The sequence below is a fragment of the Nostoc sp. C052 genome (genome assembly GCF_013393905.1).
Taxonomy (GTDB): Bacteria; Cyanobacteriota; Cyanobacteriia; order Cyanobacteriales; family Nostocaceae; genus Nostoc.
The window spans coordinates 2,554,120-2,579,798 of sequence record NZ_CP040272.1; the positions used below are offsets into that span (position 1 = coordinate 2,554,120).

Sequence of the window (25,679 nt, forward strand, 5' to 3'; positions counted from 1 at the left end):
ATAACTTGCAGGTAGAGACGCAACAAAACTGCGTCTCTACCATCTGGATAAAAAATACTGGTTACACACTCATCTCCAGCATTCGTTGCATTGGTCGCAGTGCAGCAAGGCGGATATCCTCTGATATGGTAATTTCGGGAGTGCGATTTTTCATTGCCCAGTAAAGCTTTTCTAGGGTGTTTAACCGCATAAACGGACATTCGTTACAAGCACAGTTATTCATCGGCGGTGCAGGAATGAAGTGCTTGTCAGGAGCTAGTTTTTGCATTTGGTGAATGATTCCCGGCTCCGTAGCAACGATAAATTCTTTGGTGGGGCTGCTTTGACAATACTTGAGTAAGGCGGCTGTAGAGCCAATAAAGCTGGCGTGGCGCAATACACTACTTTCACATTCTGGATGTGCGATCGCCTCTGCTTCGGGATGGGCAATTTTTAACTGGACAATTTTCTTTTCCGAAAAGGTTTCATGGACAACACAGCTACCTTGCCATAGCACCAAATCTCGTCCAGTCTGTTCCATCACATACCGCCCCAAATTCCGATCTGGGGCAAAAATAATCGGCTGTTCTTTCGGTATCTGCTGCACAATTTTCACAGCGTTGGAGCTAGTACAAATAATATCGCTCATCGCCTTGATATCAGCAGAACAGTTGATGTAAGACACTACCAAATGATTCGGATGCGCTGCTTTAAAAGCTGCAAACGCCTCTGGTGGACAACTGTCTGCTAAAGAACAACCAGCATCCAAATCTGGTAAAAGTACTAATTTATCGGGATTAAGTATCTTTGCTGTTTCTGCCATGAAGTGAACGCCAGCAAAGACAATCACATCCGCATTTGTTTTTTCGGCGGCTCTTGCTAGTTGTAATGAATCCCCAATAAAGTCTGCAATATCCTGAATATCTGGCTCTTGATAATAATGCGCCAGGATAACGGCGTTGAGTTCTTTTTTGAGACTCTGAATCGCGGCAAACAAATCTAGTGGTAGTTCACCCAGTTGGGTGTTTTCTCGTTGAGCTAGTGCAGTGGTAAACACAGTTTAGGGGTGCTTTATGTTGCAAATGTATGTCCTGTGGATTCAATTATAGTAGTTTTTACCAAAAATAGTGGACGGTTGATATTTTGGGGTTGTGTCCAAATCGGGCTGAGTTTCATATCCTGGAGATAGACGGCAAGGAAAGTGGCATGACCAGTCAGAAAACTCAATCGATAAACCTCAAAATTGCTGTAGTTGGAGATATTCACGACCAATGGGAAGTGGAAGATGGCGTTGCACTCAAGCATCTGGGTGTTGACTTAGTGCTGTTTGTCGGGGATTTTGGCAATGAATCGGTGGAAGTGGTCAGAGCGATCGCATCTCTCGATATTCCCAAAGCAGCCGTGATGGGCAACCACGATGCCTGGTACACCGCCACCGAATGGGGACGCAAAAAGGCTCCTTATGACCGCTCTAAGGAAGACTGGGTACAGGAACAACTCGATTTATTAGGCGCGTCCCATGTCGGTTACGGTAAGTTGGATTTTCCCGCTTGGAATTTAACTGTAGTGGGGGGTCGTCCCTTTACCTGGGGTGGCCCAGAGTGGAAATTCGCGGAAATCTGTAAAGAACGTTACGGTGTGACGAGTTTGGAAGAATCCGCCGATCGCATCTTCAAAGCAGTTAAAAGCGCCGCTTACGAGACAATTATATTTTTGGGTCACAATGGGCCTAGTGGGTTAGGCGATCGCCCCGAAGACCCCTGCGGCAAAGACTGGCACCCAATTGGCGGCGATTTTGGCGATCCAGATTTTGGCGAGGCGATTTCTCATGCCTTGACTGCTGGTAAAACCATTCCTCTGGTAACATTTGGTCACATGCACCGAGATTTACGCCATACCAAGAAGGTGCAGCGCAAACCCATCTTTAGAAGTCCAGAGGGAACAATTTACTTAAATGCGGCTAGTGTCCCCAGGATTGTGGAAAATGACGGCGAGAAGCTGCGTAACTTTTCCATTGTCTCTCTAGAGGCGGGTGTGGTTTCGCAAGTTTCCCTAGTTTGGGTGGGGAATGACTTTCAGGTGGCTTCAGAGGAAATTTTGTATGAGCGATCGCGTATTGTGTCGTAGACATTCGCATCCAGTAGTGCAATCTGCGTAGATAATAGGGTATAGTATTATCTGTCAAGTTTAGTGCTAACCAACAAAAGCGCCTGAATAGCGTCTGAAACTAGGAGCAGCACAAGTTTGACAGATTTACTGGAGAGGTGGCAGAGTGGTCGATTGCGTCCGACTTGAAATCGGATGAGGCTAAAACCTCCGGGAGTTCGAATCTCCCCCTCTCCGTTTAGGAATTAAAAATTGAAAATTAAAAATTAAAAATTGAAGAGGTTAGGTGGGGCTTTTGGTGGAGATAATTATGGCACCAAGAATTTTTGTTAGTTCTTCGGCTTCGGTTTGGAGTTGACTAATTTTTGATTGAGGTACTATTTCGGTAGCAATGAGCAACCTTAACCAATACCGAGTTTCACGGGATTCTTTTAGTGCAATCATGAGCTTGCTGATAAAATCTGCTTTGCTTTGAGCAGCTTGTCCTTCTTCTACATTAGCTCCAATCGATGTTCCTGACCTTAATAACTGTTGAGCAAGGGTTCGTGCTACTCCTGGTTTGTCATCTAAAAACTGGCACAATTTGACTATGCGAACTGAAAAAGTAAAAGTGCGATCGCAAATATCTTTTTTCATTAGTCAAGATTAAAAATTAAAATAAGTTACTATACCGTTTTTCTTCTCTTAGTTTGGCATTGTCTCAGCTTTTACTAAATTTTTAACTTTTAATTGGTAAAAACAAGGTATCTTCAATTTCCTGCCTGACTTCTCGGCTAATATAACAATCACTATTCAGGCAATCCACTAAGAGCTTATTTGCATCATAATACTGTTTTAACAGATCCTTTTGTACGTCACTGAATTGCCAGTAATGCCCAATATTACGATTTTTTATCATTACAGAGCGAAGTTTTTCAACCCAAACATATCTATCGGTAACTACCCACTCCGAAAGAACTTTTTTATCTTGGCTGAAACTAGGTAGTTCATTCTGAATCTCTCTAATCTGTTGCCGAAAATCTAAATTTGATATATCTTCAAGAAGACGACGTAAATATTCATGATAGACATTAAAATCTAAAGAGTGGCTCATTAAGAAGGACATTAGGCTATCAGAACTAATTTCATTAGGTTGAAATTTTTTAATTAATCTTTGATCTATTTTTGTAGCTAAATAAGAGAAAAATCCATATTTATCCTTTAAAGGACGAATAATAAGATCATTCATATTTTCATGTGAAAACATAAAGTATGAAGCTCGAACTGCTGCTGGTTTATAAGTAGTTTCAACCGAAATTGACTTTTCATTTACCCATACTAAAAATTGTTGTATTTTCTCATCTTGTGCCAATAGGTTATCAATTTTTATCTTTATCATCCACACCAAATCATCTGCCTTTCGCATCATTCCTACTGTCAGCAAAAAAACTTCCTGCCAGCGTTTCTCCATAATATGATCTACCAACTTTTCCCAGGCAGAGTTGGCAACTATTTCTCTTGCTGCGAAAAATTCATGAAACGTTAAGTGAGAAAAAGAATAGATACCCTTTGCTCGTTCTACTAATAACCCATGCTGTGCTTCAATAGACTTTAAAACAGCTTCACTATCGAGTTTCAATACTTCTAGCTCTGTATCTGCATCACGTAAATTACTGATAAAATCAGCAATGTATACTTCAGTCGTTTTTTGCTTAAAAAAATAGTCTTTCTGCTCAAAAGTGGTTAAGGCAACTTGACTCAATAAATCTTCCTTGCGCTGCAAAGACAGGTTTTTATAGACCTGTTCTCTCTCAATGTTGCGCTTGGCATCCCATTTTTTCAGCAATACATCTAATCCTTCTTGATAAAGTTCAGAACGGTTTGCTGGGAAATCTCCACTATCTCCAAACACCAAACACAATAATGTTAGAAGTAAAGGACTACTTGCTAGTTCTTGGATTGGTTTATTCTCCTTTAGTTTTTGAATGAATCTTTGACTTTTAACTGGATCAGTTAACTGGAACCAATTTTGAGCAAAAATTGCTATTTGTTTTTCGTCAAAATCTGCCATCTCAACTTCTGTAAAACTTTGATAGGTGTATTCTTTGGCAGCAATACGACAGGTAATTACAAACTGATTGGTATGAAACCAGTCAGAAAATTCCCGAATTTGTCGTAAAACACGCTTGGTATCTTCCTCTCGTATCTCATCTAACCCATCCAGCAATACCAACGCCTTACCCTGTTTTAAAAGTTTCTCTACTGCCGCACTGGTATGAGTTACCCCACAGCTTGATAATAGTTGAACAATAAATTTCAAAATATCTGGTTTTTTAGGTGCTTCTGCAAAATCTTTTAATGTGATAAACAAGGGAACTCTGTTTGCTTGAAATCTCCCTTCAATACACTGCATTGCTAAATATTTTAAAAAAGTGGTTTTTCCTGCTCCTGGTTTACCTAAAACCATCAATTTACTATAATGCTGTACAACCTCTAATCCTGAAACTCGTTTTTGTTTTACTCCGCTAAGTCCAATTCGCTCAAAGTTATCATGGTCACAGCTTTGTATTAGTTCCGCAACTTTTAGCCGTCTTCGTCCTGTTATTGCCTCCAGAATATTGACATTTGTGTAAATACCTTGTTTTCCTGTTAACTCAATTGGCTTAGGCATATCTAATACCCGCATAGTTCCGCATTTTTCTTTGATGTAGGGTTTGATTTGTTTGCGGATTTCTTGCACTAAAGTATCAAGAGAATCATCTACGTCATCTGTAGTTAAATGACCAGAGGGTTTTTGTTGTGCATACTTTTTGCTCAGATACTCTCGTAAGCGGCTTTCTTTAACAGGGCCATTACCAGTGATGCAAAATTTTTTGTAAATACCTGTGAGGCAAGTGCTGAGGTTACTTTCAGAAATGTTTAATTCTTGAGCTACGTTGACTCGATTCTTACTACGACCGAATATTTCCAGAAAGACTTCTTTCTCTCGGTGCGACAATTCACTGTATTGCTCCAGTTGCTTAAGAAAGTCCTCTGGTATAGACATTGACCACTCCCACAATTACTTATAAGCCAGTGTAGCCAAAGTTTTTATCAAAATGTGGAGTTAAAGCAGTGTAAGTCAGGCTAAGTCAAGGTAAGTCAGATAAATAACTACAAAAGAAAATTGCGACATTGAACTCAGTCAAGCTACTGAGGCAATCGCAATGCTAGAAACACTAATTCCTCTGGTTGTAAATAAGTCTGTTGAAGTTGTTGTTGGAATACTGCTGGAAAAGTTTTGTAAATGGGTGCTGAGTGATGCAAATATCAAAAATGCTAACAACTTTCTGAAAATGCAGATTCTTGTACTTTATCTTGATTGGGTTTTACGAAAAACATCACTAAAATCTCTGTCAGAGGAATCAGAAGAGAAGGATTAACAAACAGGTGGGTAGTAGAGATAATAAAGCGATCGCACCCACAAACCAAAGGCGATCGCTCCTTAACCTCTCCCCCCTACTGCGATCATGCTACCATTACCAATAAATTCTTTTGGGAGGTCAATCGATGGCTACCATTCATGCGCTCAATATACCTGATGAGTTATACGAACAACTACAACACTTAGCTAAAGCTGAAAATAACTCAATTGATGCTCAAGTTATTACAATCTTGCAGAATGCTTTGCAGGCAAAAACACAGCCAACAGAAGAGGAAAGGCGAAAAAATGTCCCAAAACTCCTAGAGGAAATTAGTCGCCGTCGCCGTCACTTGAATCCAGCAGACTTTGGATTACCTGATAGTACTCAACTGATTCGAGAAGACCGGGACAGATGACAACCCCTCTAAGTTTCCTCGTTTAATGACTTTGAGGTTCTGCCGTTGAAGTCAATTTAATATTCAATTATCAAAAATGTCTTTTACTTATAACCGCACGGTTCGTTTTCAAGATACTGATGCTGCTGGGGTAGTTTATTTTGCTAATATTTTGGCTATTTGCCATGAAGCTTACGAAGAATCTTTAGAAGCATCAAGTATTAATCTCAAAGATTTTTTTACTAATCCGTCTGTGGGATTTCCGATTGTTCATGCTAGTGTTGATTTTTTGCGCCCTATGTTTGTTGGGGACAATTTGCTGATTAGTTTAATTTCCCAAAAAATAGGTGTTGAGAAGTTTGAAATTACTTACGAAATTACTGTGGCTGAGGTGATAGTTGCTAAGGCTATTACTCGCCATGTTTGTATTGATGTGAGTAGTAGAAGTAAGCGGGAATTACCTGATGAGATAGCTCAGTGGTTGGAGACGAACCGCAGAGACGCAGAGGACGCAGAGAGAAGAAGATCGAGAGAGATTATGTGATAGGGTTTTGCAGGAATTCTGTGGCTATTTGCTGTAGCTGTTGGCGGTTAATTTTACCTTGGGAGTTGCGGGGTAAGTTTTGCTGGGCAATCCAATATTTTGGAATTTTAAATTTGCTGAGTTTGTCTTTGAGTAGGGTTTGAATTTTTAAGGCAGAGGTATCTGATTTTTTGGGAATGTAAATTGCTGTTAAAGCTTGTCCCCAGTATTTATCGGGAATGCCGATAACACAAATATCAGCAACCATTTGAGTGGCTTGTATAGCTGATTCAATCTCTGCTGGGTAAATATTTTCGCCACCTGTAATAATTTTGTCGCTGTTACGTCCGACAATATTTAAATGTTCTTGTTCGTCTAGAAAGCCTAAATCATCTACTTGGAAATCAGTTTGATTTTCTTTAGTTATAGGATAGTAACCAAGGGCTAAAGATTGAGTATGAATGGTAATATTTCCGATTTGATTGGAATTTAAAATCTCGCCTTGCTGATTGCGAATAGTTACTTTGGCATGGGGAAGAATTTGACCACTGCTAATTTTACCACTGAGAAAATCATCTGGTTTGAGGGTAGCAATTTGAGAGGCGGTTTCTGTCATACCATAAGTAGGTGCTAATCGAATACGATGAAATCTGGCTTTTTCTAGTAGTTCGTTCCATGCTGGCGCACCTCCCAAAAGTACTGTATTAAATTGGGATAGCCATTCAGTTAATTCTGGATTTTGCAGGAGGCGTTGTAACTGTGTTGGTACTAAAGATATTAAAAATTCTGATTGTTTAATATTTAATATTTGACCGGATTCTACGGCTTTAAATGGTTGAATAGCTAGTTTACCTCCGGTGGTGAAACAACGCATAAATTGCATTAAACCGCTAACGTGATATAGCGGCAATACGCAAAACGAATTGACTTGTATTAGTTGAAAGTATTCTGTAAATCCTTGTACTGATGAGATGAGAGTTTCCCAAGTGTGAATGGCAAATTTAATTTCTCCTGATGAACCACCCGTAGGAATCATGATGCTATTGGGAATTGGGCATTGGATATTATTATTCCCATTCCCTATACCCCATACCCCATGCCCCATTCCCAAAATAATATCTGGCTGTACTAAATCAAAGACTTGTTGCCATTCTTGTGTTCCCCAATCGGGGTTACAAAGGAAAACGGGGCAATTAGCTGCACAAGCAGCAATAAAGCTTGCTAAAAATCGTAATGGTTCGCGTTCGGCTAGGATGATTTTTGGTGGGGTTCCGCACGCTGATAATTGTGTTAATTCTAAATATAATTGTTGAGCTATTTGATTAAATTGATGACTGCTGTAACCGATAAGCCAATCATTTTGAGCCAGGTTATTAAGATAGTCTAAAGGTCGTTCCATAAAGATTGAAACCACGTTTCTTCTTGTTCAAAAAAATGGTCGATGCCAAAACCAAGTGCCCTATTATTTCGGGATAATTCGGCTGCTAGTTGGAGTGCTGCAAGTCTAGCGATCGCAGTTTCAAATACTGATGAAAATACAGTATCAATTTGATGCTGGTGGCAAAACTTTCTCAGACGAGATGGCGATCCAACGATCCCAGGCTTTATGACAAAAATCCCTCGCCAACCTTGTTGATGACAAGCGGCGAGTTGCCCAAGTGTGGCGACAGATTCATCTAAAGCGATCGCAGTTTCATAACTCGTACTCAATTCCAACATCTGCTGAAATTGCTCAACGGGTAACGGTTGTTCGATAAATTCAATTTCTAGGGGTAGTTCTGGATTTGCCTTGAGATTGTCGCAAGCCCGCAGCCAGAAGTTAGCTTCTTCATAGGTGAGTCCACCGTTGGCATCTAATCGCAGTTTGGTAAAGGCTGGTAAGGTGTGTATTAGTGACTCAAAAATTTCTAGTTCATCAGCGATCGCATCCACACCAATTTTCCACTTAAACGTGCGATATCCCTTTTGCCATAGGGTTTCCCATTGATTCAAAGCCACTTCCCCAGATGGTAATAAGCCACTATAGCGCAAGGAGTGAAGCGCCGAGGATAAATTTAAATTCTTCTCCTCTGCTCCTTTGCTCCCCTGCTCCCACGCTGACTCAAAGCCAAATTGACAAGCAGGTAACTCATCTGGAATAGAGAAAATTATCTTGTCTGTGATTTCTTCTGGGAGTTGGCGACAAAAATCTAAGGCTTGTTCTAGGGTTTCGGAACCAAACCAGCTAATGGGGGCGATTTCTCCCCAGCCAACTTTACCTGATTCATCGGTGAGACGGAGGATAATACCTTCACGAATATCCCACTTACCATGATTGGTGGTAAGCGATCGCAAAAATCTTCGCTGATATGGACGAAATTTAAATTGATAACGCATCAATTAGTAATTGCTAAATCATAAATCCCAGTCCAAACAGCAAGCAAGCCCAGAAATGCACGGCTACAGCGATGAATTTACAGTTACTAACTTTGTCCGGCTGATTGTGATTTTCTTGCACGTGGCTGCATAATTTCACAGCAAAGGGTAAACTCACCCAACTCAGTAATGTCCAAGCTGGAGAAATTCCCAATAGTACAAATAGCAAGGTGAGGGCATAAATACTACCAGTAAACCAAACTAGGAGTTGGGCCCCTTTTTGGGTTCCGAGACGGACGATAGGCGATCGCTTACCTGCGGCTATGTCATCCTTAACTTGGTGAAAATGTGAGCAAAACAAAATTAAGGTTGTGGCAATCCCAACAATCACTGAAACTGCTAAACTTGTCATTGACCAAGTTTGAGTTTGGCTGTAATAGGCTGCCTCCACTGCTAAAGGGCCAAAGGCAAAAAAGCAAAGAATCTCGCCTAAACCCTGATATCCTAAGCGAAAGGGAGGCCCTTGGTACGTGTAGCCTAAACCGCAGCAAAGCAGTATTATACCGATAACAGTTAGGTCTTGTTGCCAAAATGCGATCGCTAGTATGCCCAGCAACCCCAAACCTAAACACAAATTTCCTATCCAAAATATTAATGGCTTATTGCCTGTTAAGTTCACCAGAGAATGGTGCTTATTTTGATCGATACCTGTTTCGGAATCAAAGACATCATTACTGATATTTTCCCAGGCAAGAATTAAGATTGCCGCAGCTACAAAAGTAGAAAATACTACACCATTGAAAATTTTAGTTTCGGCAAACGCCACTGCGGTTCCTACCCAAATGGGCATAATGGCAACGCTGTACATTGGCGGTTTAATCGCTGCCATCCATAACTTAGTGTTGGGATATGAAATTTGCTTGGTAGTCATCAGTCGTGATTAATTAAATTGCCAGAATATTACTCACACTTGAGATTTTATAATTTAAAGAGACGTTAGATATTCATCAGTTCAAAATAACTGCCGCTTTTACTGTGGCTTCTTAAACTTGCGTTGTTAACACCCCACCCTCACATTGCAGCCCAAGGCTGGAACTAGCTTGTCAGGGTCTAGGAACACCATGAACAAGGCAAATCCTACGCTGGTGAAATGACAACTTAATATGTTACCTGTAAAAATACGACCACGATTAATTACACTCTAGAAAGTTAACTTAAAAAAAATTTACTATCGTTAAATCCATGACAGTTTCACCATGTCGTAACAACTTATTTGTAGAACACAAAGATTTATATCAATTTCTGGTAGGGGTGCAAGAAAAGTGCGTCAACAACAATTGTCGGCAAATTGTCAGTATCTCTCAAGAGATCGATTTAGTTGATCCTTTACTTGTATTGGATAAACTTACACAAGCAAATGAAATAAATTTTTACTTTGAGGACAGAGGTAAAGGAGAAGCGATCGCAGCAATTGATGCTGTAGCAAAATTACAGATTGATGGCGCAGACCGTTTTAGTCAAGCTGAATATTTTATCAAATCTTGTCTAAAAAGTATAATTAATTTTGGTAACGCAAACCAACCTTTTTCTGGGCCTCACTTTTTTTGTTATTTCAGTTTTTTTGATAAAAATGCCCAAGTAGATTATCCATTTCCATCTGCTACCATTTTTCTTCCACGTTGGCAAGTAGCTGTAAAAAATCAGCGCTGCATATTAGTAACAAATATAATTATTAATGCAAATGTAAATATTGAAATATTGTTAAATAATGTGCAAAATAAAATCGCATTTATCCAATCTTTAGAAGATTATTCTGCTAATATAGATTGTTTCTCAGCAAAATCATACAAAAAATCTGTCACGAATGCTGCTCAATTTAAAAGTTCAGTAGTATCTGTTTTGGAAAAAATTCGTTCTAGTCATTTAAGTAAAATTGTATTAGCAGATATATTAGATGTAAAGTCAAGCAACCACTTTGACTTAGTTAAATCATTAAGTAATCTTAGGCAAATACATCCTAATTGTTATATTTTCTCTACGAGCAATGGCAAGGGACAAAACTTTATTGGTGCTAGTCCAGAAAGATTAATTAGTATTAATAATCAACAGTTAATTACTGACGCTTTAGCTGGTTCAGCACCACGAGGCAAAACCCCTGCTGAAGATGCAGCTAATGCCAATCGCTTACTCAATAGTGAAAAAGAAAAACATGAACATTCGCTAGTACTTGATTTCATAACTCAACGTCTATTTCAGTTAGGTTTATCACCTCAAATATTAGCACCCCGCCTACGACAATTATCGAACATCCAGCATTTATGGACACCAATCAGTGCGACAGTTCCGATTAACATACACCCATTAAAAATTGTCGGACAACTGCATCCTACACCAGCCGTTGCTGGTGCAGCACGAGATGTTGCTTGTGCCGAAATTCGTCGTTATGAAAGCTTTGAGAGAGGTTTGTATGCTGCGCCTCTGGGTTGGATAGATTCTCAGGGAAACTGCGAGTTTATTGTGGGAATTCGTTCAGCATTAATTGATGGCGATCGCGCGAGGTTGTATGCTGGTGCTGGTATCGTGGCTGGATCTGATCCTGACAAAGAATTTGCAGAGGTACAACTTAAGCTTCAGGCATTACTTAAGGCGTTAGTTTAAAGTTAATTTTCCAGTAGTTGATATGGAAAACGCTATGAGTAACGCCATGCTAGAAAGCAACTTAGTTGAGTTGAAGGAGTTATTTTCGCACTCTCGTATAGTTAAAAGGTAATCTCAAAATCCTGATGAGTAAAAGCCTTAGCATTCTCCCCTGTGTAAGTAGCGACAATATGTCCATCGCCAGTCATTTGATATTTATATGTCACTAATCCTTCTAAACCAACGGGGCCGCGGGGAGGCATTTGTTGCGTACTAATTCCTACTTCTGCACCGAAACCATAGCGGAAGCCATCAGCAAATCGGGTAGAACAATTGTGGAATATATTCGCTGAATTTACCAATCCAAAGAAAGTTTCAACAGCTGCTAAATCTTCAGAAATAATGGCATCGGTATGACGAGAACCATATTCGTTAATATGTGCGATCGCATCTTCTATAGAGTCTACAATCTTAATCGACAAAATAAAATCGCTATATTCTGTTTCCCAATCTATTTCTGTTGCAGTTTCAATGTTAGGCAAAATTTCCAAGGTGCGTTTATCACCTCTTAATTCTACATAGCGTTCTTGCAAAGCCTCAGCAACTTTTGGTAAAAATTCTATAGCAATTGACTGGTGAATCAGCAAAGTTTCAATTGCATTACAAACAGCCGGATATTGTGCTTTAGCATCTACTGTAATCGGAACTGCTTTAGAAATATCAGCGGCTTTATCTATATAAAGATGACAAATACCATCGGCGTGACCTAGTACCGGAATGCGTGTATTTTCCTGTACAAATCTAACAAAAGAATTAGAACCTCTAGGAATAATTAAATCTACATATTTATCTAATTTCAACAGTTCTAAGGTTTCTTCTCTAGTTGTGAGTAGCTGTACTGCATCTGGGTTAACAGCAGTTTGAGATAATCCCTGTTTAATTGCTTTAACTATCGCTTCACAAGAACGTACAGCTTCCTTTCCACCTTTGAGGATGACACCATTTCCGGATTTTATCGCCAAGGAAGCAATTTGAATTGCCGCCTCTGGACGTGCTTCAAAAATAATCCCCAAAACACCTAAAGGACAAGTAATCCGCTTGAGAGTCAAACCAGTGTCAAGTTCGCGGTGAATCTGTACTTTCCCGACTGGATCGGCTAGCTTACCAACATCTCGTACCCCAACGATCGCATCTCTTAATTTATGTTCATCCAACTGCAAGCGCTTATAAAGCGGTTTGGAAATCCCTTCGGCGGTAGCCGCTTTACAATCAGCAATATTTGCTTGTAAAATTTCATCTCTAGCTGATTCTAAAGCTTGAGCGATCGCAACAAGCGCCTGATTTTTTGCCTCAGTGGAGAGAATCGCTAGCTTACTTGCGGCTTGGCGGGTTTGCGCTGCGATCGTAATTAGGGGAGAAGCAATATCAAAAATAGTCATAGTAGAAATCTTTACATTTTCCTCATTTTATCAATCTCAGGTTATATTCATCATTCGTCTTCCTCCAATCGGGTGAACCATCTGGGTAATAAATAGTTACTCTGATTGGGTGAAGAAGACTTGATTTAAAACATTTATTCTCTAAATATGAAACACGGACAAAAAGGTAGTAAGTTTACAGCAGCAAATATATTGTAAGTATTATTACAGGTTTATTTGAAAATTTTAAATATGATTTATGCGTTCCTCAGGCTAGATAGACATAGTAATGTATGTTTCTCTAGTCTTTTACTTAAGTAGATATTTTATACCGTCATTATTTAAATTTTTACGAAATTGCAGTGACGATCGCTGGATCTATTGAGTATTGATAGATTAAATACCACTCCTTTGCTAGGGAGATCCTATGTCATTGCAATCTGGATTAGATGCCTTAAAAGAAAAGCGTTATCAAGAAGCGGTTGAATTACTCGAACAATTCTGCCGCAATTGCGCTGAACACGATTCCTCAGATTATCTTTCAGCACAGATGTGGCTGATGAAAGCCTATCAAGCCACAGGCGAAACCGAAAAAGCTAAGGCCCTGTGTCAAAAGTTAATCATGAGTGAAAACCCACAAGCTAGAAGTTGGGCAGAACAAGCTAGTCAATCCTTCCGCCAAACGCCATCTAACGGCAGTCAAAAAGCTGGTCGCGCCGCTACCACTGGGATGAAATTAGCGATGGGGGGTGTGGGCGGTAGTTTGGCATTAGCTTCTGGTGTCACCATGACCTTGCTCTTTGGCATGGTTTTGGCTTTAGGTTTGAGCTTAGTATTTATTTTGGGTAGCGACAATCCACTCCAAGGATTAGCGATCGCTATTGGTATTACCCTAGTCTTTAATATCGCCGCCTTTTTCCTGTCTCCATTTCTCATGGACTTAACTCAAAGCTGGCTTTACCAAACTCGCTGGGTAGAGTTGGCAGAAGTTGAAACCCTCAGTCCAGAGACAGCTAAAGTTATTCGCCAAGTCTGTGAGCAGAAAAAGCTGAAAACGCCTCGTTTGGGAATCATTAATGACCAAAACCCCACGGCTTTTACTTATGGTTCATTACCGAACAGCGCCCGTTTAGTCGTCAGTCAGGGACTTTTCACATACCTCGATGACGATGAAATTGCTACCGTCTACGCTCACGAACTAGGGCACATCGTCCACTGGGACTTTGCAGTGATGACAGTAGCTTCTACCCTAGTGCAAATTTGTTACTTGATTTACAGCACAGCCAGAAGATTTGGGCGTGGCAGTGGCGATAGCAAAATTAAAGATGCTATGCAAACTGCTGCCTTAGTTGCCTATGTGTTTTATGTCATCGGTACTTATTTACTGCTGTACCTTTCCCGCACACGAGAATACTTTGCTGACCACTTTGCAGCCGAAAGTACAGGCAATCCCAATGGACTATCTCGCGCTTTGGTGAAGATTGCCTACGGAATTTTGGAAGAAGGTTCGCGCACACAAGAACCCAGCCGTTTAATTGAAGGAACTCGTGCCTTGGGTATCTATGACCATAAAGCCGCCGCTTCCACAGGAACCGCCTACCGGATTGCATCCGATACCCAAAAAATTGGTCGCGTCTTTCTGTGGGATATGTTTAACCCTTGGGGTTGGTGGATGGAGTTAAACTCTACTCACCCATTGACAGGTAAACGAGTTCGTGCATTAAGTACATACGCCGAACAGTTGGGTTTACCGACTGAGTTTGATATGGGGCGAGTTATTGGAGAAGGTAAAACTCTGAATAAAAGTAGACTTTACAGCAATTTCTTTTTAGATGTTGTACTCTACGGCGCTGAAACAATTGGTTTCTTCGCTGGCTTGGTAACAGGTGTGATTTTGTTGTCAAGTTCGCAAAACACAGGTTTAGTATTGGGTGCGCCACTAATTGGCTTAGGGATTGGAATTTTGGTCAAAGCCTTGGTGATGTTCCCCGACTACAAGCAAGCACCAGGAACCGATATTCTCACCCTGATGTCAGACCCTTATGCCAGTCCGTTACGCGGACAACCAGCAAAACTTGAAGGTCAGCTTATTGGTCGTGGCGACGCTGGTTATAAATTTGGTTCCGATTTAAAAATTCAAGATCGTAGTGGAATGCTTTATCTGCATTACGCCTCACGCTTTGGCCCCATCGGCAATTTCCTGTTTGGGATGAAGCGAGTCCAAAGCTTGATTGGCGAACAAGTTGGGGCTGTGGGTTGGTTCCGTCGAGGTGTTGCGCCTTGGATGGATTTAATTCAACTCCAGAGTGAAAATGGCACTATTGTCAACAGTTATCATCGCTTCTGGTCATTCATCCTTGGCGGTGGATCGATTATCCTGGGAGTGGTCTTGACTATGTTTTTGAGCCGCAGCTAGCAAAGTTTCTAAGCTGCTGTCGAAGCATTTCTCAGTCCATCCAAGCTTTAATTTGTCAAGAGGTAGTTAGTAACTGCCTCTTTTTTTATGGAAGGGGGCAGGATAATACGGCGATCGCATTTGTTGATTCGGGGTTCGCATTTGCTACTAAAAGCTTAATTGGGCATTAAACTTATTTACTACCTTTGGCAAGATTCGCTACCACTTTCACCAACTTTTCTGGCTCGATTGGCTTGGATAGATGCACTTGGAATCCAGCTTGCAGAGCTAGCCTGCGTTCTTCGTCTCTCGCAAATGGCGTTAGTGCTACAGCTATAAATAGTTGCTTCGTCCCATTTGCGATTACGTATTACTTGAACCCAACCCAGTATAGAATTGAGAGGTGTACGAAGTTCGTGGGAAACGATCGCTAAAAACTCTTCCTTAATCCGGTTAGCTTCTTGGGCTTGCTGATAAAGCTGTGAATTTTCAATGGCAAACGCTGCTCGTTGAGCAAGTTCTTCAGCCATTTCTAAGTCTGCAATAGTGTAATGTCGTCCTGGTTGTGCAGATGCAAATAGAATTGTCCCCAGCTTGCGTTTATGCACCAACAGTGGTACTACCATCTGAGACTTAATCTGGAGTTGGCACAGCAGATTTAGGTGTTCCTTGTTCGAGGCCTTTTTCTGTAATGAAGACTCAAGAATATTTATAAGTAGTTCTGGCTTACCAGTGCGTAAAACTTTCGGTGGGCCATAATCCGCATCAACAGGAATTGGATAGTGTTGTTGCAGTTCTCGGAGCAGTGCTTCCTTCGTCGGTTCAGATGCAGCAATGACTGGGTTACTGAAAACTGCCAAATTATTTTCGACGACATCCACAATACACCAATCGGCGAGGGTAGGCAATGCTAATTGGGCAACGCTGGTTAGGGTAGTACGGTAATCCAAAGAAGATACCAATATACCCCCCTAAATCTGAAAAAATTGGGCGATCATAAATATGATATTTGATATAGGGTGGGCATGATAAATGAACATTGCACATAACCCTAAGAAAATTCTGATGATAAATGCGATCGCTAGTCAATTTCACCAACTTATGACAGGGAGAAACAGCCTGATTGGCAGATATGACCGTAAAAACAAAACCAAGCGTTTCTTAGCACTGTATACCTGCATAGGATTAGTGGGCATAATTCTGGCATTGTTTTTAATGGCCTCTCCAGGACTGACTCAAAAACCTCAACCTCAACCCCAAGAACCGTTATTAGTTGCTACACGAGTTATACCGCCTTTTGTGATATCAAACAAAGGTGAGCTATCAGGATTTAGTATTGATCTCTGGCACAGCATTGCTAACCAAATAGGTGTAGAGTCTAAATTTATTCAGTATCCCACTGTGCCGGAACTGCTTTCTGCTATTAAGGACAGCAAAGCCAACTTGGGAATTGCAGCTATCTCGATTACAGCCGAACGCGAGCAGAATTTTGATTTTTCATTACCCATTTTGGCTGGGGGACTGCAAATTATGGTGAGAAAAGCCGAAAGCAATAACAGTGCCTTTCCAAATATTTTGCAATTGTTTTTCTCTGCTAGCCTCTTGCAGGTAATAGCCATCGCCCTGGTGCTAATTATCGTAGCAGCTCATATTATTTGGTTATCTGAGCGCCATCACAAAGATGGGATGATTTCTCAATCATACTTTCCGGGAATTTTTAAAGCCTGTTGGTGGGCAGCTGCCACATTAGCAACCCAAGCTGATGAAATGCCCAAGGGAGTAATAGGACGTATAATAGCTGTACTCTGGATGTTCATTGGAGTACTTTTCGTTGCCTACTTTACAGCCAGCGCAACTACCTCATTGACAGTACAGCAGCTTCAAGGCGATATCAGGAGTATAGACGATTTACCTGGAAAGGTCGTAGTCACAACTGCCGGTAGCACAGCAGCTACATACCTGCGAGAACATCGTATTTCAGTTCGAGAAGTCCCCAAGATTGAGCAAGCTTACGACGCTCTACAAACAAAAAAAGCTGATGCTGTAGTGTTTGATGCGCCTGTACTCCTCTTCTATGCTGCTAATGAAGGCAAAGGAAAGGTAGAAGTTGTTGGCAGCATCTTGCGTGAAGAAAGCTACGGCATCATTTTGCCTAACAATAGTCCCTACCGCAAACCAATTAATAAAGCCCTGCTGAATCTCAAAGAAAATGGCACTTATCAATCGTTATATGATAAGTGGTTCGATGCTCAAAAATCTTGAAGGAGGAAGCAGGAAGCAGGGAGTAGGGAGCAGGGGAGAAGTTGCAGTAAGTCTTTCCCCTCCGCCCCTCTGCCTCTTTTCAGCTCCCTTCTTGAGCAAGTTCAGCTTTTGCCTGCTGCCACAATTTTTCTAACTCATTCAAACTGTAATCAGAAAGGGGACGGTCAACAACCGCCTCCATTTTTTCTAATCGTTGGACAAAGCGCTGATTTGTGCCTTGTAAAGCGGTGCTGGGGTCAAGATTATGCCAACGCGCTAGCTGAATCACGGCAAATAGTAAATCACCTAATTCTGCTTCTTGCCGTTCGGGTGTTTCCTCAGCTAAAGCCTGTTGGAACTCTCCCAACTCCTCATGAAACTTATCCCAGACACCTTGAATATTTTCCCATTCAAATCCGATCGCCGCAGCTTTTTCAGAAATCTTCATCGCCGCCGTCAATGGGGGAAGAGTACGCCCATAACGAGCGAGTTTAGCACTAAATTTTTGCGCCTCTGGAGATGCTTCGCCCTTTTCCGCAGCTTTAATTTGTTCCCAATTTTGCCGCACCTCATCCACACTGGCCACCGACACATCACCAAACACATGAGGATGACGGCGAATCAACTTTTGGGAAATTCCCTGAGCGATTTCCTTAAGAGAAAATTGCCCAGATTCGCTAGCGATTTGGGCTTGTAATACCACCTGTAATAATAAATCGCCTAACTCCTCAGCGATCGCACCTTTATCCCCACTCTTAATCGCATCCACCACCTCATAAGCCTCCTCAATCACAAAAGGCGTCAACGTTTCGGCAGTTTGCGCCAAATCCCAAGGACAACCACCATCAGGCTCACGCAACTTCGCCACTACCTCAATCAACTCCTGCAACGCCGCCAAACTCTCATCTTGCTTTTCCATACCTCTGTGTACCTCTGCGCTTCCCTCAGCGTTCCTTTGCGTTTAAATTATTTCTTCACTCTCGCCCGACGACTACCACCCCTCACTTTCCGCCTCTTAATTTTGCCACTAGGAAGTAACCCCCGAACCCCCTGTTTTCTTACCCGCTTATAAGCCGATCCCCCCCAATCGCTAAGAGAATGACTCATCGCACCAAGTTCCAACCCCAAAAACAGGGCGATATATTCAGTATCGTATTGCACGAGCGATCGCCCCGCAGTTTGTCCCAAATCCTGCCAAGTAAAACTCAGATTCCATAACCTTTGAGCGATCGCCAAAACGAAAATTGCCAAAATAGCAAGCAAACACCCCAGATAAAGTATCCGCAGAATCGTGCCAATAATCGGCCCGTGGGATAAAAAAGAACGATGCCGCAGACTTTTTTGATAAGGTAGCCAAATCCAGCGCAAGAAACCCCAGCGTTGGAATTGCACAGAGTAAATATCCAAATCGGGGCCAAACATCAGCCCACCAAAGAGAAACCCGCCTGCAACCAACAAAGTCGCACTGCTACTGCGAGTCTGCCAGAAAGTAACGCCCGCCACCAATGGCAGAGCATACATAGTAATGCGATCGTGCGTCCGACCAGAGGGCATCCTAAATCCTGTTAGTGATAGCGGAGCATTGAGCCAGTGCTGAGTAACTGAATACTGAGTCAGTATAAGAGAAAAAAAGATTTTCTTGAAACTACTAGCGCAACGCGAAATGTTTTGCTATATTAATTAAGAATGAGTCAAACGGGCGGTTAGCTCAGTTGGTAGAGCGCCTGCCTTACAAGCAGGATGTCATCAGTTCGAGTCTGGTACTGCCCATAGTTAGAAAGCCGTCAGCTTGGCGGCTTTTTAATTGGAATCATAATTTTGCCGTCACGATTTACGGTAATATTAATACCCTAAATCACCTGAAATTACCTGCAATCACAGAGTAATTTTAGCTCAGGTTTAGCGCATGAAATGGACAGTTGAGGCGGTAAACGAAAGACTTGAAGCAGGCAAGATTGAAGTGAAGTTAGAGGCTTAGTCTCAAAAGCCTACTTTTCTAGTGGCTTTCATGACGCGATCGCAGCTTCTATCTAATCTGTCAAAACCTTTCCTCATAAGCATTTAGGATTTGTGGACAAGTCTATTAGTATAAAAAGATTTGTGTCGATAGCGTAGCGTTAGCGAGTCATCGAGCGTCGCGGAAAGTGCCACGAGATACAAGGCGTCCTTGCTTCAATCCCACGTTTAAAAACGTGGGTTCCCTCCCAATATTTCTCGGTTAAGGGGAAAAGGGGAAAGGGAAAAGGGAAAGAAAAAACCTTTAACCCAAACCCAGTACCCTTTACCCCAAACCCGATTCCGAGTTAAAAATGCAAAAACCGAGAAGTATTGGGTTCCCTCCTACCTTCTGCCTTCTGAATTTTTTTTTGCCAACAAGTGTGTGCTGTTTAACCTAGCCTTTCTTCTAGTAGTCTGTCAGCTTTGAATTGAGGGGTGACTATGGTAATAATTTCAGTAATCCCCTTCTACCCAGTTGTGTCATGGTGAAAAAGAAATACATTGTTTCTCTGACAAGTGTTGAGCGAGAGACTACTAGGTTCTCAATCTTTAAACTTTGTGAGAGGATTGACCCAGTATTTAAACTTAGCTTAAACATTGTGTTCTGAAATGTGATCTAAATTCATCACTACACAGGAGTGCTTAATCATGGTGCAGGACGAACTAAAGAACAAAGTAGCTTTGATTACTGGTGCAAATAAAGGTCTGGGGCTGGAAATGAGTCGCCAACTCGGACAACATGGATTGACAATTCTGATAGCGGCCCGAAACTTAGATGCAGCTAAAACAGCAGCAAGTAACTTAGAGAATGAAGGAGTAATAGCTCACCCAGTTGCCCTGGATGTCACTGATAGTAATCAAATTGAATCTGCCGTTCAACAAATTAGTAACTCTTTTGGTAGGCTTGATGTATTGATCAATAACGCGGGTGTGTTTTTAGATGGTGACTGGTTAACCAGTAATGCTAGTTCTATCTCTCTAGACATTATTCGACAGACATTTAGCACCAACTTTTTTGGCTTAGTGGAATTAACTCAACGAGCATTGCCGTTAATATTGAATAGCCCTAGCGGTCGAATTGTGAATATGTCGAGTATTGAAGGCTCGTTAACACTTCATGCTGACCCCAATTCATTCATCTATGATTCCAAGCCATTTGCTTACAATGCTTCTAAGGCAGCAGTGAACTCATTCACGATTCATTTGGCTCATGAGTTACGCAATACTCCGGTGAAGATTAATAGCGCTCATCCGGGTTGGGTAAAAACGGAATTAGGTGGTGAAGGTGCAATGATGGACATTGCATTAGGTGCGAAAACTGGTGTTGAATTAGCGATATTGCCAAATGATGGCCCCAGTGGTGGGTTTTTCCATCTTGGTGAACCAGTAGCTTGGTAACTTATGCTACAGCTTGAAGCTGTAGCATAAGTTATTAGTAACTACGCGAATTTCTCACGATTTTTGTATACTCCGTATTGAGTTCAAGCTAGAGATTTTGTGAGAAGATGACCATCCAAAACTAGGCTAAGTTGGCCATTGGCAAGAATGCTAGTTCCTTGGATATAAGCAGCAACTGGAATTGCTTCCCCCAGAGGATGGATTGCAGCGGATTGTTTGCCAATGATGCAATCTACTTCTATAGCACATCGTTTGTCTAAGTAACTAAATACTAATAAAGGCTTATCCTGCTTGAAAGCATTTAGTGTATCTGTGCTGTAAGTAGTAACTGAGGTGGGAAGCTGGTTAGGACAAATCAGCACATCAGTCAATAAGTGGATAGGGATGAGCATTTCTGTTGTTAGATCCTCACGATCGCAACCAAGGAAGCCACTGGATCTGCCAGAAGACTGCAAAAATAACATGCGTCCGGCTTGAGTTTGGATAATTTGTTCGGACTGGGATAGACAAATCTGCTCTACAGAATCGGCAATAAATCCATAGACTCTGGAGTTAGCTTGACAGACAATAAGTTGAGCAATTTTTTGATCGAGGGGAATTTGGAGCGAGAAGGCTGTACCATGTCCAGCTTTAGACTTCAATACTATTCTTCCCTGAATAGCTGTTAATTGCTTGCAAACTTCAGTTAATTCTACTCCTAACTCTAAGGCAGCACGATCGCATAAAACAGATGAAACCTCTGGTTCAATTACCAGTTCTTGTAAGATATCCCCTGGTTTTGTCAGGGTGAGTCCTTGGGCTAAAGCTTGTTGATAAATTTGAGATAAGTTAAGTCCTGCGCCATCATCACAGCCATCAATAATCAGTTGATTTCCCTGCTGGTAAACTTGAATTTCAATAATACCGGTGCTATTTTTACCTAGCTGTTGGCGTGTTTGGCCAGACTCAATACTTTGCTCTAGTAAATAGCAACTTATATGCAACAGGAGAGCATGAAGGCGATCGCTAAATGCCCGATCGACTTGGATATCGCTAATTTGTAAATGTAGTCTAGCAGACTTATCTTGTAGAGCTTGTAACTGAGACCAAAGCCGATGCAACGGTTCTAAGGCTACTTTTAAAGGAATAGTTGTAACTGTTTTGACTAAATTGGAAGAATGGTTAAGCAACTTTTCCTGCTGTATAAGTTCTTGTTTGAGTTGATGATGATTGTTATTCAGCGAATCAACAGTTGATCCCACCTGAGACGCTTGGGCCAAAACAGATTGCACAGTACTGTATAATTGCTGAGAGCGAGAAGCAGCTAGAGGAGAAAGGGTATCTGAAATTGCTGCTAAACGTCCTGACCATTCCTGTAGATTATCTAGCAGGTGTTGTAATCGTTTAACTTGTCGGAGCAACCGCCCGATTGTATGTTGTTGTTCTTCTTCTTGACAGGCTTGCTGATTATATGTAGTTAATAATGTTGCAACTAGCGCGTTTAGTTGTTCGAGATGTTGAATATTGATGGGTGTGGCGGTTGGAATAGTTGTTGCAACAATGGTAGAAATGGATTTTTGCAAAGAGAGTGGATGGCGATCGGGAAAAGATTTAACTAGGGATGCAACAGAAGTTTCAGTAGGCTGGGAAAAATCCCCCAACCAAGGATGAAAATCTTCTTCCCCATACTCCTTCGGGTTTGCTAGTTCCCCTATATTGATGGGAAGTTCCTGGGTCTCTACCTGAAGAAGGCTGCCTGACTGGGGGCTAGTTTCATCTATTAGTTCCCTGTCAAGACTTTCCTTGTCTTTAACCATAACTTGTTCCGCAGAAGCTTCTACCTTGACCAAGCGATCGCCAAACTGAATAACTGGTTGATATTCTTGCGGTTGCTCTATGGATGTCTCAAGGTTTGTTTCCTGGGGGATAACGCCTTGTTGGCGATCGCCAAACTCTGCTTGTAGATGAGCAACAATGGCAGACATCCGCTCTAGAATTTCTACTTCGTCAATTTGCGAGGCTGTTAAAAATGCCATCAATAGCATCTGTAGGCAATCTAATCCTTCCGACAACAGGGAGGCGATTGGGGCATTGACAGTTGCTCGATACTGATGTAAAAGCTGAAAAATCTCTTCTAGTGCAGCCGCAACTATGGCAATGGCATCTAACTCAGCTGCTATGGCAATCGAATACAGAGAGCGAGCAGCTTCCATGAGAGCCAAAGCTGTACCAGGGTTACTGTCTTTTGTATAGTTAGGCAACTCCTGCTCCAAGAACAGCAACAGATCGATGGCTTCTTCTAGAAAGCGATCTTCGTTCTGCGGTTGGGGGACAAAATCGGTACTCATCGAAACTCCTGGTTTGTGACAATTCTATGGCTTCGACATTAGACTTCTTACAGAAGTGGGGAAAAGGGTAAGGGGTAAAGGGGAAAGGGCTAATAAAAACCCTTTTCCCTTTAACCTTTTCCCTTTACCCCCTCTTGCAAAAGTTACTTTTGCAAGAGGTCTATTGATTTGAGGGTACAAGCAGCGATGTCGGCGATCGCTCTGAATTGCTCCTGGATTTGCGCGATTGACTCCAACCCCGCACTAATTTGGCGATCGCACGGTTCGATAGCAGAAGCAACGTCTGCTGCTGCCACCTGTAGTTCTTGGAACCATTCCTCTATATTTAGGGTGCTGTCGCGGGCTTGACGGGCGAGAATTTCCACCTGTTCGGCAGCAGCTAGCAAACCTCGTTCCTGCTCACTAGCTTTTGTGGCTTCGATGGCTGTATTCAAAGACAAAACCTGTATTTTGGTACTTAAGCCTTCCACAAGGCGAACAAAGCCAGAAGCTTGCTGGCAAAATTCACCAAGGTATTGCAGCTGTTTATTAGTAATAGCAACAGTATCTTGAATAGACATTAAATGCTCGCCGGCAAGCTCGGCGATTCTTGCTCCTGCTTGTACGGACTGGCTCACCTGCTGAAATGGCACTAGTAACTCAGAGCGATCAGCCTTTTGGGGAGGCGATGACAGTTGTTGAGCAGGTGGAGCTACTATTTCAGCCCAGCGCAAGTTAATTGTCAACATCATTCCTACTTGTTGCAGCAAACTGCGCTCTGCTTCCTGCCATTGTCGGGGTTGAAGGCAATGATGAATAACTAACAAACCCCAAGGCTGTTGTTTGACAATCAAAGGCAAACACAGGCTAGCTTGCACCTGAAAGCGTTGCCAAAATTGCTGTTGGCGGGGAGTTAGTTCTAAGACTTCAGTTAGGTTGTTGAGCAAGTGTTGTCCGTCGCCAACATTGGGTTTAGTAACAAATACATTTATCGGTAGGGATTGGTTGAGCAAGGATGTCCAACCTGCTTGTATTGCTTCAGCGATCGCTCGACTGCGATTATCTTCCTCAAAACGATAAATCAGGACGCGATCGGCGTTGAGAACATCTCGAAGGGCGGTGACTATAACCTCCAAAAGTTCAGCTTGACCTTTTGCCTGTTGCATTTGCCGATCGATGGCCGCAAGTTGTTCTCGCTGGAGTTGAAAAGCCCCTCGAACATTTTGATCGTTGTCACTGGGTGAATCCTTAGCCAAAGCTTGGATAAAAGCTTCGATTTGACTCACCTTGTGCTGCAATTGAGCGACTTTTGGCCCCTTAGCAGATTGAAAGACTGCTTTGATTACAGCCACATTAGCCAAAATTTCTTCTATCTGGATTTCATTTTCAACAGGCTGGGTTTCAGAATTAGGGTCTAAGGTTGCGATCGTCACAGAAAACTCCTTGGCAGCATCAAGTAAAATCAGTGGGTTTGCCATTGCAATGTTTGGGCGATCGCTCTGGTGTCTAAAATCCAGCGATCGCCTGGCAGAATACCTCGAACAAAATTTAGCAGTTTGTTTGGGGAAAAGTCAGTTGGTGCTGATTGTGCTTGCTGTAAATCCTGCCACTCTACATCGTAGACATGAGCCACCAAAAACCCGACTACCTGATTTTGCAATTCGAGAACTAGAATTATAGGCTTTTCTGGTCGTGACTGCCGCTTCAAAAGTGGCGCATAACCAAGCAAATGTTCCAAGTCAACCAGCCGCAGCATTTGTCCTTGCCAATTATAGAAACCTAAAATCCAACTTGGTAAGGCCGGGGCTGGAGAAATTTCTTGGCTAGCGAGATCAATAATGTCCACTATTGAGTCAAATGGTAGCAATCCACTTCCTTGATTCCCCAAGGGAAAACGGAGAAATCTTTGCCGTTGTTCGCCTGATGTCAATCCAGAAGCCAAGGTTGGGGTTGTTCCGGGCAACCCCAACTTATCAGCCAATATCTGGCTCATGCCAAAAAGAAGTACTTTGAGTGGTTCCTCGTTTGGTGCTACAGGCAAAACAGCCATGTGGCTCACACAGCTTAACTCTGCCACTTGCCGATAAGACCACGGCACCGGACGCACTGCTGACAAAGGAATATCGATTAAAGCAGGGGGCTTGTCCACAGGAATGCCACAAATTTCCCCAGTCCGCGTTTGAGTCAGAAGTAAGAAGCGCCTTGAAGTGTCAACCGCAGAGGTAACTTGATGCGCCTGTTGGCCTTGTATTTGCTGAATGAACTTCTGGCGCAAGTCTACAATTGTGATCGTTTGCGCTCCCAAATCAACCATCCCGATACCACTTTCAACCGTACTGCTAATCGGGGGACAAGCCATCACCTTGAGAACTGCACCAACTGGCAGGGCAAATAAATAGTCTGCGATCGCAAAAACAACGACTCGTAATGAATCGCGCTCGCTCACAGCACCAGATAATCGCTTAAACGGAAAGGGAGTGTTAAGCATAAATAATAGAAAGGGTAAAGGGGAAAGGGTAAAGGGGAAGGGGGAAAGGGTAAAGGGG

21 protein-coding genes and 2 tRNA genes are annotated in these 25,679 nt (G+C 42.1%); 10 read left to right on the forward strand and 13 right to left on the reverse strand.

Annotation, left to right across the window (positions count from 1 at the left end):
- Window positions 1-61 precede the first annotated feature (61 nt).
- The gene (gene nadA, locus FD723_RS10085; protein ID WP_179065217.1) at window positions 62-1,036 is read right to left on the reverse strand and encodes a quinolinate synthase NadA; all 975 of its coding nucleotides are present in this window, start codon (window positions 1,034-1,036) and stop codon (window positions 62-64) included.
- Between the two features lie 149 nt (window positions 1,037-1,185).
- Here nadA and FD723_RS10090 point away from each other — a divergent pair, with 149 nt between their 5' ends.
- Window positions 1,186-2,106, forward strand: coding sequence for a TIGR04168 family protein (locus FD723_RS10090; RefSeq protein WP_179065218.1), 921 nt, complete (start codon window positions 1,186-1,188; stop codon window positions 2,104-2,106).
- Between the two features lie 131 nt (window positions 2,107-2,237).
- Window positions 2,238-2,322, forward strand: a tRNA-Ser gene (locus tag FD723_RS10095).
- Window positions 2,323-2,367: 45 nt separating this feature from the next.
- Here the strand turns inward: FD723_RS10095 and FD723_RS10100 are convergent.
- Together FD723_RS10100 and FD723_RS10105 are read right to left on the reverse strand one after the other, a co-directional pair.
- Window positions 2,368-2,721 (reverse strand): four helix bundle protein, encoded by a 354-nt coding sequence (locus FD723_RS10100; RefSeq protein ID WP_179065219.1) that lies wholly within the window; start codon window positions 2,719-2,721, stop codon window positions 2,368-2,370.
- A gap of 82 nt (window positions 2,722-2,803) precedes the next feature.
- Window positions 2,804-5,110 carry an NACHT domain-containing NTPase gene (locus FD723_RS10105; protein WP_179065220.1) on the reverse strand — a complete coding sequence of 769 codons (2,307 nt, stop codon included), beginning with the start codon at window positions 5,108-5,110 and terminating at the stop codon, window positions 2,804-2,806.
- 160 nt (window positions 5,111-5,270) lie between these two features.
- Here FD723_RS10105 and FD723_RS10110 point away from each other — a divergent pair, with 160 nt between their 5' ends.
- The 3 genes from FD723_RS10110 to FD723_RS10120 all read left to right on the forward strand — a co-directional run bounded on the left by FD723_RS10110 (window position 5,271) and on the right by FD723_RS10120 (window position 6,406).
- Entirely contained in the window at window positions 5,271-5,486 is a 216-nt protein-coding gene (locus tag FD723_RS10110; protein WP_179065221.1) for a hypothetical protein, read from the forward strand.
- 127 nt (window positions 5,487-5,613) lie between these two features.
- The gene (locus FD723_RS10115) at window positions 5,614-5,883 is read left to right on the forward strand and encodes a hypothetical protein (RefSeq protein ID WP_179065222.1); all 270 of its coding nucleotides are present in this window, start codon (window positions 5,614-5,616) and stop codon (window positions 5,881-5,883) included.
- A gap of 76 nt (window positions 5,884-5,959) precedes the next feature.
- Window positions 5,960-6,406 carry a thioesterase family protein gene (locus tag FD723_RS10120; RefSeq protein ID WP_179065223.1) on the forward strand — a complete coding sequence of 149 codons (447 nt, stop codon included), beginning with the start codon at window positions 5,960-5,962 and terminating at the stop codon, window positions 6,404-6,406.
- Here FD723_RS10120 and FD723_RS10125 read toward each other — a convergent pair.
- Genes FD723_RS10125 through menA form a run of 3 tightly spaced genes read right to left on the reverse strand, consistent with a single transcriptional unit; the run spans window position 6,399 to window position 9,671 of the window.
- Entirely contained in the window at window positions 6,399-7,784 is a 1,386-nt protein-coding gene (locus FD723_RS10125) for a 2-succinylbenzoate--CoA ligase (protein WP_179065224.1), read from the reverse strand. The genes FD723_RS10120 and FD723_RS10125 overlap by 8 nt on opposite strands.
- A complete protein-coding gene (locus FD723_RS10130) occupies window positions 7,769-8,761 on the reverse strand; it encodes an o-succinylbenzoate synthase (RefSeq protein WP_179065225.1) in 993 nt (330 codons plus the stop codon). The genes FD723_RS10125 and FD723_RS10130 overlap by 16 nt, the downstream gene beginning before the upstream one ends.
- Before the next feature lie 13 nt (window positions 8,762-8,774).
- Window positions 8,775-9,671 carry a 2-carboxy-1,4-naphthoquinone phytyltransferase gene (gene menA, locus FD723_RS10135; RefSeq protein ID WP_179065226.1) on the reverse strand — a complete coding sequence of 299 codons (897 nt, stop codon included), beginning with the start codon at window positions 9,669-9,671 and terminating at the stop codon, window positions 8,775-8,777.
- A gap of 311 nt (window positions 9,672-9,982) precedes the next feature.
- Here menA and FD723_RS10140 point away from each other — a divergent pair, with 311 nt between their 5' ends.
- Window positions 9,983-11,398 (forward strand): isochorismate synthase MenF, encoded by a 1,416-nt coding sequence (locus FD723_RS10140; RefSeq protein ID WP_179065227.1) that lies wholly within the window; start codon window positions 9,983-9,985, stop codon window positions 11,396-11,398.
- Between the two features lie 101 nt (window positions 11,399-11,499).
- Here the strand turns inward: FD723_RS10140 and FD723_RS10145 are convergent, their stop codons facing one another.
- Window positions 11,500-12,816, reverse strand: coding sequence for a glutamate-5-semialdehyde dehydrogenase (locus FD723_RS10145; protein ID WP_179065228.1), 1,317 nt, complete (start codon window positions 12,814-12,816; stop codon window positions 11,500-11,502).
- A gap of 406 nt (window positions 12,817-13,222) precedes the next feature.
- Between FD723_RS10145 and FD723_RS10150 the strand changes: the two genes are divergently transcribed.
- Window positions 13,223-15,211 (forward strand): zinc metalloprotease HtpX, encoded by a 1,989-nt coding sequence (locus FD723_RS10150; protein WP_179065229.1) that lies wholly within the window; start codon window positions 13,223-13,225, stop codon window positions 15,209-15,211.
- Between the two features lie 179 nt (window positions 15,212-15,390).
- Here FD723_RS10150 and FD723_RS10155 read toward each other — a convergent pair whose 3' ends face one another.
- Window positions 15,391-16,152 (reverse strand): GAF domain-containing protein, encoded by a 762-nt coding sequence (locus tag FD723_RS10155; RefSeq protein ID WP_306297017.1) that lies wholly within the window; start codon window positions 16,150-16,152, stop codon window positions 15,391-15,393.
- Between the two features lie 103 nt (window positions 16,153-16,255).
- Here FD723_RS10155 and FD723_RS10160 point away from each other — a divergent pair, with 103 nt between their 5' ends.
- Window positions 16,256-17,452 (forward strand): transporter substrate-binding domain-containing protein, encoded by a 1,197-nt coding sequence (locus FD723_RS10160; RefSeq protein ID WP_179069099.1) that lies wholly within the window; start codon window positions 16,256-16,258, stop codon window positions 17,450-17,452.
- 79 nt (window positions 17,453-17,531) lie between these two features.
- Here the strand turns inward: FD723_RS10160 and mazG are convergent, their stop codons facing one another.
- Both mazG and FD723_RS10170 read right to left on the reverse strand, forming a co-directional pair.
- Window positions 17,532-18,350: a nucleoside triphosphate pyrophosphohydrolase gene (gene mazG / locus FD723_RS10165; protein ID WP_179065230.1), complete on the reverse strand. Its 819-nt coding sequence runs from the start codon at window positions 18,348-18,350 to the stop codon at window positions 17,532-17,534.
- 47 nt (window positions 18,351-18,397) lie between these two features.
- Complete coding sequence (locus tag FD723_RS10170; protein WP_179065231.1) at window positions 18,398-18,985, reverse strand: metal-binding protein; 588 nt, start codon at window positions 18,983-18,985, stop codon at window positions 18,398-18,400.
- A 143-nt stretch (window positions 18,986-19,128) separates the two neighbouring features.
- Between FD723_RS10170 and FD723_RS10175 the strand changes: the two genes are divergently transcribed.
- Together FD723_RS10175 and FD723_RS10180 are read left to right on the forward strand one after the other, a co-directional pair.
- Window positions 19,129-19,201, forward strand: a tRNA-Val gene (locus tag FD723_RS10175).
- An 876-nt stretch (window positions 19,202-20,077) separates the two neighbouring features.
- Window positions 20,078-20,827 (forward strand): SDR family oxidoreductase, encoded by a 750-nt coding sequence (locus tag FD723_RS10180; protein ID WP_179065232.1) that lies wholly within the window; start codon window positions 20,078-20,080, stop codon window positions 20,825-20,827.
- An 83-nt stretch (window positions 20,828-20,910) separates the two neighbouring features.
- Here FD723_RS10180 and FD723_RS10185 read toward each other — a convergent pair whose 3' ends face one another.
- From FD723_RS10185 to FD723_RS10195, 3 genes are all read right to left on the reverse strand, one after another.
- Window positions 20,911-23,154 (reverse strand): chemotaxis protein CheW, encoded by a 2,244-nt coding sequence (locus tag FD723_RS10185; RefSeq protein ID WP_179065233.1) that lies wholly within the window; start codon window positions 23,152-23,154, stop codon window positions 20,911-20,913.
- A gap of 143 nt (window positions 23,155-23,297) precedes the next feature.
- Entirely contained in the window at window positions 23,298-24,611 is a 1,314-nt protein-coding gene (locus FD723_RS10190; protein ID WP_179065234.1) for a GAF domain-containing protein, read from the reverse strand.
- Complete coding sequence (locus tag FD723_RS10195) at window positions 24,596-25,621, reverse strand: chemotaxis protein CheW (protein ID WP_179065235.1); 1,026 nt, start codon at window positions 25,619-25,621, stop codon at window positions 24,596-24,598. The genes FD723_RS10190 and FD723_RS10195 overlap by 16 nt, the downstream gene beginning before the upstream one ends.
- Window positions 25,622-25,679 lie beyond the last annotated feature (58 nt).